This is a genomic window from Streptomyces sp. NPDC007205, assembly GCF_040634095.1.
GTDB lineage: Bacteria > Actinomycetota > Actinomycetes > Streptomycetales > Streptomycetaceae > Streptomyces.
The window spans coordinates 46,325-62,547 of record NZ_JBEYEW010000024.1 but is presented as its reverse complement, the minus strand read 5'-3'; the positions used below and the strand labels follow the sequence as shown (position 1 = coordinate 62,547).

8 protein-coding genes are annotated in these 16,223 nt (G+C 73.8%); 6 read left to right on the top strand and 2 right to left on the bottom strand.

Translation table 11 applies throughout. The annotated features are described in order from the left end of the window. Positions 1–237: 237 nt before the first annotated feature. Complete coding sequence (locus ABZ624_RS30455) at positions 238–1,461, bottom strand: serine/threonine-protein kinase (protein WP_360095961.1); 1,224 nt, start codon at positions 1,459–1,461, stop codon at positions 238–240. Positions 1,462–1,572: 111 nt separating this feature from the next. Next, entirely contained in the window at positions 1,573–3,276 is a 1,704-nt protein-coding gene (locus tag ABZ624_RS30450; RefSeq protein WP_360095959.1) for a protein kinase, read from the bottom strand. A 323-nt stretch (positions 3,277–3,599) separates the two neighbouring features. Here ABZ624_RS30450 and ABZ624_RS30445 point away from each other — a divergent pair, with 323 nt between their 5' ends. From ABZ624_RS30445 to ABZ624_RS30420, 6 genes are all read left to right on the top strand, one after another. Beyond that, on the top strand, positions 3,600–7,730 hold the full coding sequence (locus ABZ624_RS30445; protein WP_360096073.1) for an FtsK/SpoIIIE domain-containing protein: 4,131 nt from the start codon (positions 3,600–3,602) through the stop codon (positions 7,728–7,730). A gap of 165 nt (positions 7,731–7,895) precedes the next feature. Then, positions 7,896–9,275, top strand: a complete 1,380-nt coding sequence (locus ABZ624_RS30440; protein ID WP_360095957.1) for an ABC transporter substrate-binding protein — start codon at positions 7,896–7,898, stop codon at positions 9,273–9,275. A gap of 7 nt (positions 9,276–9,282) precedes the next feature. Further along, entirely contained in the window at positions 9,283–10,626 is a 1,344-nt protein-coding gene (locus ABZ624_RS30435) for a sugar ABC transporter permease (RefSeq protein WP_360095954.1), read from the top strand. After that, the gene (locus ABZ624_RS30430) at positions 10,623–11,462 is read left to right on the top strand and encodes a carbohydrate ABC transporter permease (RefSeq protein WP_360095951.1); all 840 of its coding nucleotides are present in this window, start codon (positions 10,623–10,625) and stop codon (positions 11,460–11,462) included. Before ABZ624_RS30435 ends, ABZ624_RS30430 begins: the two co-directional genes overlap by 4 nt. Before the next feature lie 157 nt (positions 11,463–11,619). Next, positions 11,620–13,857: a bifunctional glycosyltransferase family 2 protein/CDP-glycerol:glycerophosphate glycerophosphotransferase gene (locus ABZ624_RS30425; RefSeq protein ID WP_360095948.1), complete on the top strand. Its 2,238-nt coding sequence runs from the start codon at positions 11,620–11,622 to the stop codon at positions 13,855–13,857. A 152-nt stretch (positions 13,858–14,009) separates the two neighbouring features. Continuing rightward, complete coding sequence (locus tag ABZ624_RS30420) at positions 14,010–16,220, top strand: CDP-glycerol glycerophosphotransferase family protein (protein ID WP_360095945.1); 2,211 nt, start codon at positions 14,010–14,012, stop codon at positions 16,218–16,220. Positions 16,221–16,223 lie beyond the last annotated feature (3 nt).

Genomic DNA, 16,223 nt, shown 5'->3' with positions numbered 1-16,223 from the left:
GTTTGCCGGGGGCTCCGTCCCCAGACCCCCGTTTTCCCAGCCGCCCGCCCTATTCGGCCGGCTGGGAGGGCAGCGCCTGGCCCGGACCGGGCCGGGGTGGGGCGGAGCGGGGTGGGGCCGGCGGCCGGGGGCGTTTCTCGGCCGACCGGGAGGCGGCTGGGACTGGGCACTTCTCAGCCGACCGAGTCGGGGGGTGAAGGGGAAACGGGGGTCCAGGGGCGGAGCGCCCTGGGTGGGTCAGGGGGCCGACGTGCTGTGGGTGGCCGGCGCCGGGTGGTCGTCCCCGTCGCCGGACGCCAGCCACGCGCCGACGCCCACGAGGGCCGCCAGGACCACTCCGGCCACTCCCAGCGTCACCCTGCGCCGCCGCACCGCCGCCCGGTGCCGCGCCGAGCCGGGCCGAGGCGCACCAGTGGCCCGCGGGGCGCGAGCGGTCCCGTGCGCGCCCCCCGCCAGCTCGTCCGGTGCCGGCACCCTCATCGACGTATGCGTGTCCCGGTTGGAGTCCGGTCTGGCTCCGGGGACGAGGGACACGGCCCCCCGCCGCCGTACCGGCTCACCAGGCGGAGCCGACGGCTGGGGCTCCTCGGCGGCCTCCTCGGAGAGATCCGGCTCGTCCACGTCCAGCGGGGGCATCCCCGCCAGCGTCGGCAGCTGCTCGCGCAGCCGCGCCGCCAGCTCCGAGGCACGCAGCCGGGACGCGGGCGCCTTGGCCAGGCACTGCACGATCAGCTGCCACAGCTCTTCGGGGATGCCGGGCAGCGGGACGACGGTCTCGGTGACATGGCGCCGTAGCACCGCGCCGGGGTGACCGCCGCCGAAGGGGGTGAACCCGGCCAGCAGCTCGTACAGGACGGTCGCGAGGGCGTAGATGTCCACGGCCGCGCGCGGCGGCAGGCCCTCGACGATCTCCGGGGCCAGGTAGTCCGGCGTACCGATGATCTTCGTGGCGCGGGTCCGCTTCGGTGAGTCGATCAGCTTGGCGACGCCGAAGTCGGTGAGCAGCGCCGGGTGGGCGCCGCCCGGGCCGAGCGGGCCCTGCATGTCCAGCAGGACGTTCTCGGGCTTCACGTCCCGGTGCACGATCCCGGCCGCGTGGGCCGCCGCCAGCGCGTCGGCGACGTCGGCGACGATCGCCACGGCCGCCTCGGGGGCCAGCCGTCGCTCGCGCTCCAGGCGGGTGCGCAGGTCGGTGCCGCGCACGAGGTCCATGACCAGGGCCAGGTCGTTGCCGTCGACCACCAGGTCGCGCACGGTGACGATGTGCGGGTGCTCCAGACCGAGCAGCGCGGTGCGCTCGTGGACGAAGCGTCCGACGAGCTCCTGGTCGGAGGCGAGGTCCTCACGCAGCAGCTTGACGGCGACGGGGCCCTCCGGCCCCTCGCCCAGCCACACCGTGCCGGCGCTGCCCCGCCCCAGGATCTGGTTCGCGGTGTACCGGCTGCCGATCTTCCGTGCCAAGACTGCTCCTACAGACGCGTGTTGTCGCTAAAACTACGCGTCCGATGAGCCAACCTTCACCGCGGAGACGGAAATCACCCGTCAGATGTCGACAAATCCACAGGCCTGTGATCAGTTGCCGCTTCCGGACGAGCCGCCCAGGTCCTTGACCCAGCGGCTCACCCGGCCGGCCCAGTGGCTCACCTCGTGCCAGTAGCTCCTGCCCTGGCCGATCCAGGTGTGCAGCGGGGTCAGCTCGTAGATCAGCCAGCTCGCCACGACCAGGATGACGATCGTGAACAGGCAGCCCTTCAGGCAGCCCAGCCCCGGGATCTTCATCGGGTTGGCGCTGCGCTGCCGCGGCGCGCGGGGCTCGCGCGCGGGCCGCTGCGGCTCCGGAGCGGGGGGCGCGTACCGCTGCGGCTGCTGCGGCGGGGCGTACTGCTGAGGCTGCGGGGCCTGCTGCGGCTGCTGGGGCGCATAGCCGTATCCCTGCCCCTGCTGGTACCGCTGCTGCCGGCCGCGCTGCTGCGGCTGCTGCGGGCGGGCCTGCGGCGCCTGGCGGGGCTGCTGCTGGGGCCGGGCGACCTGCCGCTGGGGCCGGTGGCGCAGCGGGTCGTCCTCCGGGGACAGGTACTGGATCTGCGTCTGCTCGTTGCGGTCGCGGGCGGCGCGCAGCTGGCTCTGCCAGGGGTGCGGCTGCTCGGGCTGCTGCCCCTGCGGTCCTGTGTTCGGCAGCACCGCCGTCGGATCCGCCGCGGCCGTGTTCGGCAGGACGGCGGTCGGATCGGCGGCGCCGGCCGGGCCACCGGTGTGCGGCAGCACGCTGGTCGCCCCGTTCGGGTCGTACGCGCCCTGGGGGCCGGTGTTCGGCAGCACCTGGGTGGGGTCGGCGGCGCCGGGCACGCCCGGGACGGCGGTCGGGGCCGGGTCCGGCGCGAGCAGCGCGCCGACGCCCTCGGCCGCGGCGATCTGCGCGGCGTTCGCGTGCACCCCGATGCCCTCGGCGACGACCCTGAGGCCGCGCGCGAGGTTCTCGGCGCTCGGCCGTTCGTCCGGGTTCTTGCGCAGGCAGCGCTCTATGACCGCCCACAGCGGGTCCGGCACGGTGGAGGGGCGGCGCGGCTCGGCGCTCAGGTGCTGGTGCAGGACCTCCAGGGCGGTGCCGCCGGAGAACGGCGGGCGTCCGGTGACCAGCTCGTACAGCAGGATGCCGGCGCCGTAGATGTCCACGGCGGAGGTCTGCGGGCGGCCCTCGGCGGACTCCGGCGCCACGTACGCGGGCGTGCCGACGAATTCCTGGGTGCGGGTCAGGCCCGGGGAGTCGGCGAGGCGGGCGATGCCGAAGTCGGTCAGCATCGGGTGCATCCGGCCCTCGTGCTGCTCGAGCAGGACGTTGGCGGGCTTCAGGTCGCGGTGGACGACGCCGTCGGCGTGGCTCGCGGCGAGCGCGTCGGCGATCTGCGCGGTCATCAGCGCGGCGGCGACCGGGGTGAGGGCGCCGTTCTCGCGCAGGTAGCGGTGCAGGTCGGGGCCGTCGACGAGGTCCATGACCAGCGCCAGCAGATCGCCCTCGACGACCAGGTCGCGGACCCGGACGATGTTCGGGTGGGTGAGGCGGAGCAGGACGGAGCGCTCGCGCAGGAAGCGCATCACGATGTCCGGATCGCTCGCCAGCTCCTCCTTGAGGACCTTGATCGCGACCGTCTCGCCGGGCTGCCCGGGTACGGCTGCCTCGGCGCCCGCGGTCTCGCGCTGGCGGGCACGCCAGACGGTGCCTGTGGCGCCGCGTCCGAGCGGCTCCTCAAGCAGGTACTTGCTGCCGACTGGCCGCACGTCACGCGCTCCCTGCTGCTTGCTGATGCTTGCTTGCCTGCATTCCGGTTGTCATTCCGGTGGTCATTCCGGTTGTCCGACCCACTGTAGTGCCGCCCTCGGGGGCGCCAGGTGCTCGACGGAAAGACGCATGTCCCGGTCCACTGGTTGCCGGAAACGGACGTGACCGATCTCAAGTGATCGCCTGCGCCCTCTTGGTCAGGCACTTTTGAGGGCAGAGCCGACCAATCAAGATCACTTGTTACCGGGTGCCGGGCGGGCTGTCAGTGGCAGGTGCGAGGATGCCTTCCAGTACTGGCCGACGTGCTCGTGTTGGGGTGGGGATGCAGATCCGGCTGACCGTCGTAGACCCGCTGGGCGCGGCCCCGCAGCGGGGCCGCGCCGCGAGCCGCGACGTGCTGGTCACGGCGCCCACGGGCACGGACCTGGCCGCGGTCGCCTCGGCGCTGGCCGGGGCGGTCACCGGGGAGGGCCGCGACGCCTCCAACGCCACGGTCGTGCTGTACGCCGGTACGGAACGGCTCGACCCGCGCCGCTGCACCCTCGGCGAGCCTCCCCTGGTCGACGGCGCCGTGCTGTCCCTGGGCGCCCCGGCGGTCGCCGAGCCGCATCCCGAGCCGGCCGACGCGCCGACCCAGCTGCATGTCGTTGCGGGCCCCGACGCGGGCGGGGTCCATCTGCTGCACGGCGGCCGGATCACCGTGGGCCGCTCGGCCGACGCGGACGTACCGCTGGACGACCCCGACGTGTCCCGGCTGCACTGCGCGGTCACCGTCGGCGCGGACGGACGCGTCTCGGTCGCCGACCTCGGCTCCACGAACGGTACGGCGCTGGACGGGGTGCGAGTGGACTCGCGTCCGGTGCGGTTCCCTGCCGGGGGCCTGCTGCGGATCGGGGAGTCGGCGCTGCGGGTTGCTCCGTCCGGGGGAGGCGGTGTCCGCGTCGTGCCGGACGGGGAGGGATGCGTCCGGGTCGTTCGGGATGCGTTGCCGGGTGCGGGCGCGTCGGGGGCGGGGTCTGAGTCCGGCTTCCCACCCGCACCTCACGTGCGGCTTTCGTCGTCGGGTACGGATGGCCCTGGCGGGGCGGAAGCGCCGCCGGCGGCTGCGGGCGGGACCAGGGGGCCGTCGGCAGGTGCCGGGAGGGCCGGTGTTCCGCGCACAGGCGCCGGTGGGGCGTCCGCCGATGCCGGTGGTCCGCGCACAGGCGCCGGTGGGGCATCCGTAGGCGCCGGTGGGGCCGGTGGAGCGTTCGCAGGTGTCGGTGGGGCGTCCGGGGGTCCGGTCGGGTCCGCACAGCACGGTTATGGCTCTGTCGGGTGGGGGGCCTCCGGGGGCGAGGGGCCTGGGCATCGGTGGCGGGAGTCGGGGGTGGTGCCGGGGCAGGGCGGGGCGCCGGGGATCGAGAAGGGGAACGGCGGGGACACGCACGCCGGGCGCTTCGGGGTCGGTGGATCGAGCCCCGTGGCCGGAGAACCGTATGCCGGTGCGGCGGGACACGGACCCGCCGGCCGTGAGCCGGAACCCGTCGAGGATCCGCGGGCACAGGGCCGTGGCGGCACCCCCGTCAGGGGCACCGGCATGCCCCAGGGTGCGCGGCGGCGCGGGCTCGGTGCCTGGGCGCGCAAGCTGACCGGCGGACGCGGGGAGCAGCCCGCCGGCCCCGGGACATACGACGGCACCGCCTCCCGCGCCGACGCCGTCCCGGCGGACCCGGCACCGCAGCAGCCGGAGGCCTGGCCGGACCCCGCCGCACTGCTGCTGACGGCGCTCGGTCCCGGGCCCCGCCTGTGGGAGCGCGGGCCGGACCACGCGGAGGCGCTGACCGTGCGGCTCGGCACGGCCGACCGCCACGCGCCGGACGGCTCCGGGCTGCTGCCCGCGGTACCCGTGACGGCGGCGCTGCGCGAGGCGGGCGCGCTGGGCCTGGCCGGTCCGCGCCCCCGGCTGTCGGGGCTGGCCCGCGCGGTGCTGGCGCAGCTGGCCGCGCTGCACTCCCCGGACCTGCTGGAGATCGTGCTGATCAGCGCCGACCGCGCCCGTCCCGAGGAGGAGCGCACGGCCGAGTGGTCCTGGCTGGGCTGGCTCCCGCACGTCCGGCCGGGCCACGGCCAGGACTGCCGGCTGCTGCTCGCCTACGACCGCGAACAGGCGGCGGCCCGCACGGAGGAACTGCTGCGCCGGGTGGAGGACCACGCGGCGACCGGCAGAAGCGCGGCCCACCCCGCCTCGCCCCGCGTCCCGGCCCCCGGCACCCCATCGGACCCGGCGCCGGGCGCCGTACCCCCCAACCCTGCCGGCCCGGCGACGCCAGGCTCCCGCCCCGCTGCCGCGGCCCGGAGCACCCACGCCCACCCACACGGCACGGGCGCCCAGACCTCGGCCACCGAAGCCCACGGCACCCCCGGCAACACCGCACACGGTGCCCCGTCCGACGCGGCCACGCCAGGCTCCCGCCCGGCTGCCGCCGCCCAGGGCACTCGCCCCGACACACTCGGCAGCGCCGCACACGGTGCCCCGTCCGACCCGGCCACGTACGGATCCGGCACCGGTGCCTTCGCCCCGGCCGCCCCCGGCAGCACGCCGGACCGGGGCAGCTACCCTCCAGGGTCCGTTTCCGGCCGCCCGGACACCGCCATCGCGCATCCCGGTACGCCGGGCGCCCTCGCCCAGGGACCCGCGTCCGGCGGATCCGGCACCACGACTCGCAGCTTTGACGGTCCCCTCCCCGAAGCCGGCCCCGAACACCTCGGAGCCCCAGCCCCGGGGCCCCTTTCCGGCCACCCCGGCCACCCCGGCCACCGGGCCGGCTCCACCCCCGGACACAGCCCCGCCACCGCCCCCCAGCCCACCGACGCCTCCTCCACCCGTCGCCCCTCCTGGGCCAAGGAAGACGGCGAAGTCGGTGGAGTCAGCGCGTTCCCCGGGCCGTACACCGTCGTCGTGGTGGACGGGGACCCCGGCGGGACCGCGCTTCGGGAGGCCGTCGCGCGGCTGGCCGTGGCCGGGCCGCGGGCCGGGGTCCATGTGGTGTGTCTCGCGGAGACCGAGCCCTCCTCGCCCGCCTCCCCCGTGACGCTGACGTACGAGGCCGCGTGCGCGGTGACGCCGACGTTCCGGCACTGCGGTGCCGTGGCGTTGCTCAGCGGCGATGTGGCCACGGCGCTGCAGCTGATGCGGGTCGCGCCGAGCGGGCCCGTCGGACCGGGCTCGCCGGCCATCGTCGACGCCGTCTCCCTCGCCTGGGCGGAGCGGTTCGCGCGGGCGCTGGCGCCGCTGCGTCCGGACGGCCCGGTGGGCGAGCGGGACACCCGCGTGGCCACGCCGTTGCCGCAGTCGGCGCGGCTGCTGGACGAGCTGGGGCTGGCCCGGGCCACCCCGGCGTCGCTGATGGCGCGCTGGGCGGACGCGGCGGACGACACCCAGGCGCTGGGCGGCCGGGCGCGAGCCGTGCTGGGCGCCGGGCCGCGCGGCCCGGTCACCGTCGACCTCGTCACCGACGGGCCGCATCTGCTGGTCGAAGGACCGGCCGGCAGCGGTCGTACGGAGTCGCTGCGGGCCGTGGTGGCCTCGCTGGCCGCCGCCGAGCGGCCGGACCGGCTGGGCGTGGTGCTGATCGACGGGCGGGACGGTGTCGGGGCGGGCGCGGGGCGGGGGGAGGGCCTGCGGGTGTGTACCGACATACCGCATGTCACCACGCACCTCATCGCCAACGACCCCGTGCGGATGCGGGAGTTCGCCCAGTCGCTGACCGCCGAGCTGAAGCGGCGGGCGGAGCTGCTGGGCCGCACCGACTTCGCGCAGTGGCACACGGGGCGTGCGGTGTCGGGCCGGATCGTGGCGCAGCGCACGCCATCGAACGGTGACATAGAGGCGCCGTCCAGCTCCACCCTGCGGCTGCGGCCGGGCGCTGCCGCGCGGCAGCAGGCCGAGGCCGCGCCGCCGCTGCCGCGGCTTGTGGTCGTCGTCGACGACCTGGACGCGCTGGTCTCGCCCCCGCTCGGCTCGCCGGGCCGGCCCGCCGCGGGGTCGGTGCTGCGGGCGCTGGAGGCGGTGGCCCGGGAGGGCGAGCGGCTGGGGGTGCATCTGGTGGCGGCGGCCGGGACGGGTGGCCGTACGGCGGAGACCGAGCCCGCGCGCAGGGCCACCTTGCGGGTCGTGCTGGACACGCCGAGCCAGGGGCCGGACGAACCGGCGCCGGGGCGTGGGCGGTTGGCGTACGCCGACGGGCGGGTCGCCGTTTTCCAGGGCGGCCGGGTGACGGGCCGTATCCCGCGTACCGCGACCCAGCGGCCCACGGTCGTCCCGCTGGACTGGCAGCGCATGGGCGACCCGCCGGCCCGCCGGCCCGTGCGGGAGCTGGGCAACGGCCCCACCGACCTGGCCCTGCTGGCGAGCGCGGTGCAGCGGGCGGCACGTGAGGTGTCGGCGGCTCAGATGCCCTCGCTGCTCTGAGGCGGAACAGCCGGAACCGTCTACGCATACCTCCCTGATCACGAGCCGGTCACGATGAGCCGCCGGACGGCGCAGGCGCTCTTGCCGCCGTTGTACGGCGCGGCGTACACCGGAGCGCACGGACAGAGTTCTGACGTTCAACGAAGAACGACGAACGGGGAAGTGATGCGCAGCAAGAGCAGCACCATCCGGACCCACAGGACCGTCACCACACTCGCCGCGCTGCTGACCGGAGCCCTCGCGCTCAGCGCCTGCTCCAGCAGTGACAGCGGCAAGAAGGGCAGCGGGGAGCAGACCGGCGGCGCCACCGGCTCCACCGTCACCCTGCCGAAGCTGAACGGCGCGAGCCTGGAGATCGCCGCCGTCTGGACCGGCCAGGAGCAGAAGAACTTCAAGCAGGTGCTGGCCGAGTTCGAGAAGCGCACCGGCGCGAAGGTCACCTTCGTGCCCGCCCAGGACCCGATCATCAACTTCCTCGGCTCGAAGATCGCGGGCGGCCAGCCGCCGGACGTGGCACTGCTGCCGCAGCCCGGCGCCATCAGGCAGGCCGTGCAGCGGGGGTGGGCCAAGCCGCTCGGGTCCGAGGCCGTGAAGGAGGTGCAGAAGAACTACTCGCAGGGCTGGCAGGACATCGGCAAGGTCGGCGGCAAGCAGTACGGCGTCTACTACAAGGCCGCCAACAAGTCGCTGATCTGGTACAACGCCAAGGTCTTGGAGAATGCGAACGCCAAGGAGCCGAAGACCTGGAAGGACCTGCTGACCACGGCACGGGCGGTGTACGACTCCGGTGTCACACCGTTCTCGGTGGCCGGCGCGGACGGCTGGCCGCTGACGGACTGGTTCGAGAACGTCTATCTGTCCCAGGCGGGCCCGCAGAAGTACGACGAGCTGGCCCAGCACAAGATCAAGTGGACGGATCCCTCGGTCGGGCAGGCGCTGACGACGCTGGCGCAGATCTGGGGCAGGAAGGACTACCTCGCGGGCGGCCAGGACGGCGCGCTGCAGACGGAGTTCCCGGCCTCGGTCACACAGACCTTCACCGGCGGCGACCAGCCGAAGGCCGCGATGGTCTACGAGGGTGACTTCGTGCAGGTCAACATCGGGGAGACCAAGGCGAAGGTGGGCACGGACGCGAAGGTGTTCCCGTTCCCGGCCGTCGGCTCCACCGCGCCGGTCGTCTCCGGCGGTGACGCGGCGGTGATCCTGAAGGACTCCAAGGCGGCCCAGGCCCTGGCCATCTTCCTCGCCTCCCCGGACGCGGCGACCATCCAGGCGAAGCTCGGCGGCTATCTCTCGCCGAACAAGAACGTGCAGATCTCGGCGTACCCGAACGCGGTGCAGCAGAAGATCGCCAAGGCGCTGATCGCGTCCGGTGACGACTTCCGCTTCGACATGTCCGACCAGGCCCCGCAGGCCTTCGGCGGCACCCCGGGCAAGGGTGAGTGGAAGGACCTCCAGGACTTCCTGAAGAACCCGGCGGACGTGGCGGGCGCCCAGGCGAAGCTGGAGAAGGACGCGGCGGCCGCGTACGGGAGCGGGAGCTGACCCGGCGATGACGTCGGCAGCGGCGGCCGGGGCCCCACCGGGTCCCGCCGCACCCCGCGGTCGCAAGAGCGTGACCGGCACCCGCAAGGCCGTGGCAGCCCTGTTCCTGCTGCCCGCCCTGGTGCTGCTCGGCGCGCTCGTGGTCTACCCGATCGGGTACTCGCTCATCCGCAGCTTCGTGGGCGCCTCCGGCGACGGTTTCGCCGGCGTCGACAACTACAGGACGCTCTTCACGGACGACGGCATCCGCACCGCCCTGAAGAACAATGTGATCTGGGTGGTGTTCGCGCCGACGGTCTCCACCGCGCTCGGTCTGGTCTTCGCGGTGCTGACCGAGCGGGTGCGCTGGGGAACGGCGTTCAAGCTGGTCGTCTTCATGCCGATGGCGATCTCGATGCTGGCGGCCGGGATCATCTTCCGGCTGGTGTACGACCAGGATCCGCACAAGGGGGTCGCGAACGCGGTGTGGGTGGGCGTCCACGACACCTTCGCCCGGTCGTCGGCGTTCCCGAAGGCGCACCCGGGCCGCGAGTCGCCGCTCGTGGCCCAGGGGGGCGGCTTCGTCACCAAGGCCACCGTCCACACGGGCCGGGCGGTGACCCTGCCCCTCGTCGGTGTCGCCCCGGACCAGATGCCGGACAGCGCGAAGAAGGCCGTCGCCGCCGGCCCGGTACCGGGGAAGATCACCGGCACCACCTGGCAGGACTTCACGCGCGGCAAGGGCGTGGGACGGCTCGGCGCGCCCGACCCGTCCGAGCTCGGATACGCCGGGATGCGGATCGAGGCGGTGAAGGACGGCAAGGTGGTCGCCTCCACCGAGGCGGCCGGCGACGGCACCTTCACGCTGCCCGCGTCCGCCGACGGCGCACACCTCAGGCTCCCCGCGAGCAACTTCCGGGCGCCGTACAACGGTGTCGAGTGGCTCGGCCCGACGCTGGTCACCCCGGCGGTCATCGGGGCGTACGTGTGGATGTGGGCGGGCTTCGCGATGGTGCTGATCGCGGCCGGTCTCGCGGGCGTGCCCCGGGAGCTGCTGGAGGCGGCGCGGGTGGACGGCGCCACCGAGTGGCAGGTGTTCCGCAAGGTCACCGTGCCGCTGCTCGCGCCGGTCCTCGCGGTGGTGACCGTCACCCTGATGATCAACGTGCTGAAGGTGTTCGACCTCGTCTACATCATCGCGCCGGGCTCCTCCCAGGACGACGCCGACGTGCTCGCCCTGGAGCTGTACCGCAAGGGCTTCGCGGAGAACCAGCCGGGCGTCGCGAGCGCGATCGCGGTGCTGCTGCTGGTGCTGGTGATCCCGGTGATGGCGTTCAACATCCGTCGGCTGAGGCGGGAGGTCAGGCGATGACCTGGCTGCTGGAGAAGATCAACGGTGGTCTGGTCCGCGTCTTCCTGATCGTCGTGGGCCTGTTCTGGCTGGTGCCGACGATCGGGCTGCTCGTCTCCTCGCTGCGGGCGCCCGAGGACATGAGCGCGAGCGGCTGGTGGACGGTGTTCTCCAAGCCGTCCCAGCTCACCTTCGACAGCTACCAGAAGCTGCTGGAGAACGGCGACATCACCGGCTCCCTGCTGAACACCGTGCTGATCACGGTCCCGGCGACCCTGCTGGTCGTCGTGATCGGCGCGCTCGCGGGCTACGCGTTCGCGTGGATGGAGTTCCCGGGCCGGGACTGGTGGTTCCTGGGCGTGGTGAGTCTGCTGGTGGTGCCGGTGCAGGTGGCGCTGATCCCGATCGCCGAACTCTTCGGGAAGATCGGCCTGTTCGGGTCGATCCTCGGAGTGGTCCTGTTCCACACCGGCTTCGGTCTGCCGTTCGCGGTGTTCCTGCTGCGGAACTTCTTCGCGGAGATCCCGCGCGAGCTGCTGGAGGCGGCCCGCCTGGACGGTGCCGGTGAACTGCGGCTGTTCACACGCGTGGTGATGCCGCTGGGCGGGCCGGCGATCGCGAGCCTCGGCATCTTCCAGTTCCTGTGGGTGTGGAACGACATGCTGGTGGCGCTGGTGTTCACCAAGTCGGGCACCCAGCCGATCACGGTGGCGCTGCAGACCCAGGTACGGCAGTTCGGCAACAACATCGACGTGCTGGCGCCGGGCGCGTTCATCTCCATGGTGATCCCGCTGGCCGTGTTCTTCGCGTTCCAGCGGCAGTTCGTGTCGGGGGTGATGGCGGGCGCGGTGAAGTAGTCACAGACGGGACATTTTCCAAGGGGTGGGTCTTAAGCGGCCCGCCCCTTGGCGTTCACCCCATGTCCCCCACATGCCGTACGAACCGTAACTAATTCACTCCATCGGCCGTTCCCGGTCAGAAACCCCGCGCCGACCGACGACCCTTGGATGTCCCTTGCCCAGGTTCAGTGTCATTGTCCCCGCGTACAAGGTCCAGGCGTATCTCTCCGAGTGCCTGGACTCGGTGCTCTCGCAGTCGTATCCCGATCTGGAACTGATCGCCGTGGACGACTGCTCGCCGGACGCCTGCGGGGCGATCATCGACGAGTACGCGGCGCGGGACGCGCGGGTGCGGCCGGTGCACCTGGCCGAGAACCGGGGGCTCGGGCGGGCCCGGAACGCGGGGATGGCCGAGGCGACCGGCGACTACCTGGTCTTCCTGGACAGCGACGACACGCTCACCCCGGACGCGCTGCGCGCGATCGCCGACCGGATCAAGGAGTCGGGCGAGCCGGACGTCCTGGTGTACGACTACGCGCGCACGTACTGGGACGGCCGGGCGGTGCGCAACCAGCTCACCGCCCCGCTCACCGAGCAGGGCCCGGCGCCGTTCCGCCTGGAGGACCGGCCGGGGCTGCTCAGGGTGCTGATGGTGGCCTGGAACAAGGCCTGCCGGCGGGAGTTCGTCGAGGACAACGGCTTCGCCTTCCCGCCGGGCTACTACGAGGACACCCCCTGGACCTTCCCCGTTCTGATGACGGCGGAGTCGATCGCCACGCTCGACCGGGTGTGCGTGCACTACCGGCAGCGCCGGCAGGGCAGCATCCTCGGCACCACCAGCCGCAAGCACTTCGATCTGTTCGAACAGTACGAGCGGGTGTTCGCCTACGTCGAGGAGCGGCCGGAACTCGCGCACTGGCGCCGGGACTTGTTCCGCCGCATGATCGACCACTACGCGACGGTGTTCACCAGGCGGGGCCGGCTGCCGCGCGGCAGCCACGGCGCGTTCCTGCGCCGGGCCCGCGCCCACTACCGCCGTTACCGCGTCCCGGGCACCCGGATGCGGCGGCGGAACATCCTGGTCCGCTTCGGCCTGCACCGCACGTTCCGGGCGCTGCAGCTGTCCTCGGCCGGATGCCGGCGCACGCTGAAGACGGTGGCGGGACTGGTCCGCGCCGTGCGCACCGGCGTGCTCCGGCTGCACTACCGGATCCAGCTGCGGCTGCCCGTCCGCGCCGACCGGGCGGTGTTCGCCTCCGGTGCGGGCCGCGGCCACGGCGGCGACCCGGGCGCCCTGGAGGAGGCGTTCCGCGCCCACGTCCCGCACATCCGCACCGCGTGGATCACCCGCCCGCAGCACCAGCACACGGTCCCGCCCGGGCCGCGCCGGCTGCGGCCCGGCACGGCCGCCTACTGGACGGCGCTGGCCCGCTCCAAGTACCTGGTCACCGATGACGTCCTGGACGGGCGGCTGCGCAAGCGGCGCGGGCAGGTGATGATCCAGACCCGGCAGGGAACACCGCTCAAGCACATGGGCCTGGACCTCCAGGAACGCCCGGCGGCGGCCCGCGGCACCGACTTCGCCGAGCTGCTGCGCGGCGTCGACCAGTGGGACCTGGTCCTGTCCGGCAACCGGCACTCGACGCTGGTGTGGGAGCGGGCCCTGCCGGGCCGCTACACCACGCTGGAGTACGGCGCCCCGCGCAACGACGCCCTCCAGCGGGCGACCCCGGCGGACGTGACCCGGCTGCGCGAGTCGCTGGGCGTCCCCGAGGGCGCGGTCGCGATCCTGTACGCGCCGACCTTCCGCGACCACCGGCGCACCCAGAGCCCGCTGCTGGACCTGGAGCGGATCGCACGCCGCCTCGGCCCGCGCTTCGTGATCCTGGCCCGCCCGCACCCCACCCGCGGCGGCCCGCTCGGCACGGGCACCCGGATCATCGACGTCGGCGACCACCCGAGCGTGCAGTCGCTCTGTCTGGCCTCGGACGCGCTGCTCACCGACTACTCGTCGATCATGTTCGACTACGCGGTCCTGGACCGGCCGATCGTGGTGCACACCGGCGACTGGGAGGCGTACCGGGCGGCTCGGGGCACCTACTTCGATCTGCGTGCCTTCCCGCCGGGCGCGGTCGCGCGCAGCGAGGACGAGCTGATCGACATCTTCGCGACCGGTCACTGGCGCGGCTCGCGCTCGGCCCAGCTGCGGGCGGCGTTCCGGGAGCGGTTCTGCCCGTACGACGACGGGCGCGCCGCCGAGCGGGTCGTACGGCATGTGGTGCTGGGCGGGGCGGGCCTGCCGCCGGTGGTGCCGCTCGCGGAGCGCAGTCCGGTGCCGTCGGCCTGCGCGCGTTCGCCGCTGGCCACCGTGGAGCAACCTTCCGGTTACCTCCCCGTCACCGAGAGGCGCTGAGGACCGTTGGTCCCGGCGGGACTTCCCCTGCACCTCGGCTCGACGCGGCCCACCCCGAGCCGGCCGTCCACCTGGCGTCCGGCGGGGCGGCCCGGTCGCGTGTCCGGCGTCGTCCGCGGGACATGTGCCCGCAAGACAACAGAAAGAACAGAATGCCCCGCTTCAGCATCATCGTCCCGTCCCACGGGGTCGCCGCCCGGCTGTCCCAGGCGCTGGACTCGGTTCTCGGCCAGTCCTTCGGCGATCTGCAACTGATCCCGGTCTGCGACGCCCCCGACTCCCCGGCCGCCGCGGTGGCCGCCGGACACGCGCACCGGGACTCCCGGGTGACCCCGGTCGACTCGCCGCCGTCCGCCGGTCTGAGCGGGGCGCGCAACGCCGGGATGCGGGCGGCGACCGGCGCGTATGTGCTGTTCCTCGACGGTGACGACCTGCTGCTGCCGGGCGCGCTCGCGGCGCTGGACGCCCGGCTGACCGAGACCGCCGGCGTGGACGTGCTCTACGTCGAGCACGAGCGCGTCCCCTGGTGGGAGGGCGAGCCGGCCAACCCGGCCGCGCCGCTGCTCGCGGGGGCCCCGAAGGGCGCCTTCGCCCCCGCCGACCGGCCGGAGCTGACCGGTGTGCAGCTGCCGGCGTGGAGCGCGGTCTACCGCCGCGCCTTCCTCACCGAGCATCACCTCACCTTTCCTGACGGCCACTTCACCGACCTGGGCTGGGGCGGCCTGGTCACACTCGCCGCCGGGCGGATCGCGGTGCTGCGCCGGGTCGTCGTACGGCACCGGCTGCGCCGCCAGGGCAGCCGGCTCAACCTGCCCGGGCCGCACCAGCACGCCCTGCTCGACCAGGTGGACCTGGTGCTGACCCGGGCCGCCGAGGCCGCCCTGCCCGCCGAGCGGATCCGGCCGCTGTTCGAGCAGCTGTTCGTCCCGGTGCTGAAGACCGCGTCCCGGCCGGAGCGGCTCCCGTCCGGGCACCGGGCGTTCTTCCGCCGCGCGGCCCGCCTCTACCGGCGCCACCGGCCGGCCGCCTTCCGGCCGCCGGGCGGCAGCCTGGGCGTGCAGCACCGGCTGCTGGCGACGGGCGCGTACGCCGCGTTCCGCGGTCTGCGCGGCGCCAACCAGGTGGCCTCCGGAGCCGCCGAACGGCTGCCGCGCCCGCGCCTGCTGCGCACCCGGCTGCGCTACGCGTGCGACCTGCGCCGCCCGCTCGACCCCGATCTGGCCGTGTACTGCGCCTACTGGGGCCGGGGCTATGCCTGCAACCCGGCCGCGATCCACGCCAAGGCCCGCGAACTCGCCCCGCACCTGCGCTCGGTGTTCCTGGTCGAGGCCGGCCAGGCGCACGCCATGCCGGAGGACGTGGACCACGCGGTGATCGGCTCGCGCCGCTACTGGGAGGTGCTGGCCCGCGCGACGTACCTGATCAACAACGCCAACTTCGCCGAGGGGATCGTCAAGCGGCCCGGCAGCGTGCATCTGCAGACCCAGCACGGCACCCCGCTGAAGACGATGGGCGTGGACCAGTCGACGTACCCGGTGGTGGCCGCGCAGTCGGGCAGCTACAGCCGGCTGCTGGGCCGGGTGGACCGCTGGGACTTCAACCTCTCCGCCAACCGCCACTCCACCCAGATGTGGGAGCGCGCCTTCCCCGGCTCCTACGAGCATCTGGAGTACGGCTATCCGCGCAACGACGTCTACTACACGGCGACCGCCGAGGACGTGGCGCGGATCAGGCGGCGGCTGGGCGTCCCGGAGGGCACGACGGCCGTGCTGTACGCGCCGACCCACCGCGACCACCACAGCGGCTTCGAGCCCGGGCTGGACCTGGAGGCGTTCTGCGAAGCGGCCGGCGAGGACGTCGTCGTACTCCTGCGCGCGCACTACTTCTACGACCAACGGCCCGCGAAGAGTGCCGCCCGCGTCAGCCGTGTCATCGATGTGACCGCGCACCGCTCCTCGGAGGACGTGTGCCTGGCGGCCGACGCGCTGGTCACCGACTACTCGTCGATCATGTTCGACTACGCCAACCTGGACCGGCCGATCGTCGTGTACGCCGACGACTGGGAGGTCTACCGGGAGACGCGGGGCGTCTACTTCGACCTGATGACCGAGCCGCCCGGCCCCGTCGCGCGCACCCCTGAGGAGCTGGCCGCCGTCTTCCGCGACGGCTCCTACGCGGGCGGGGAGGCCAGGGCACTGCGGGCCGCGTTCCGGGAGCGGTTCTGCGACTTCGACGACGGACGGGCCGCCGAGCGTGTCGTACGGCGGGTGCTGCTCGGCGAGCCGCCGGCGGCCATCCCGCCGGTGATCCCGCTCGCGGAACGCGTCCCCGCCCCCGCCGCCGCGACCCTCGTGAGGAGCTGACCC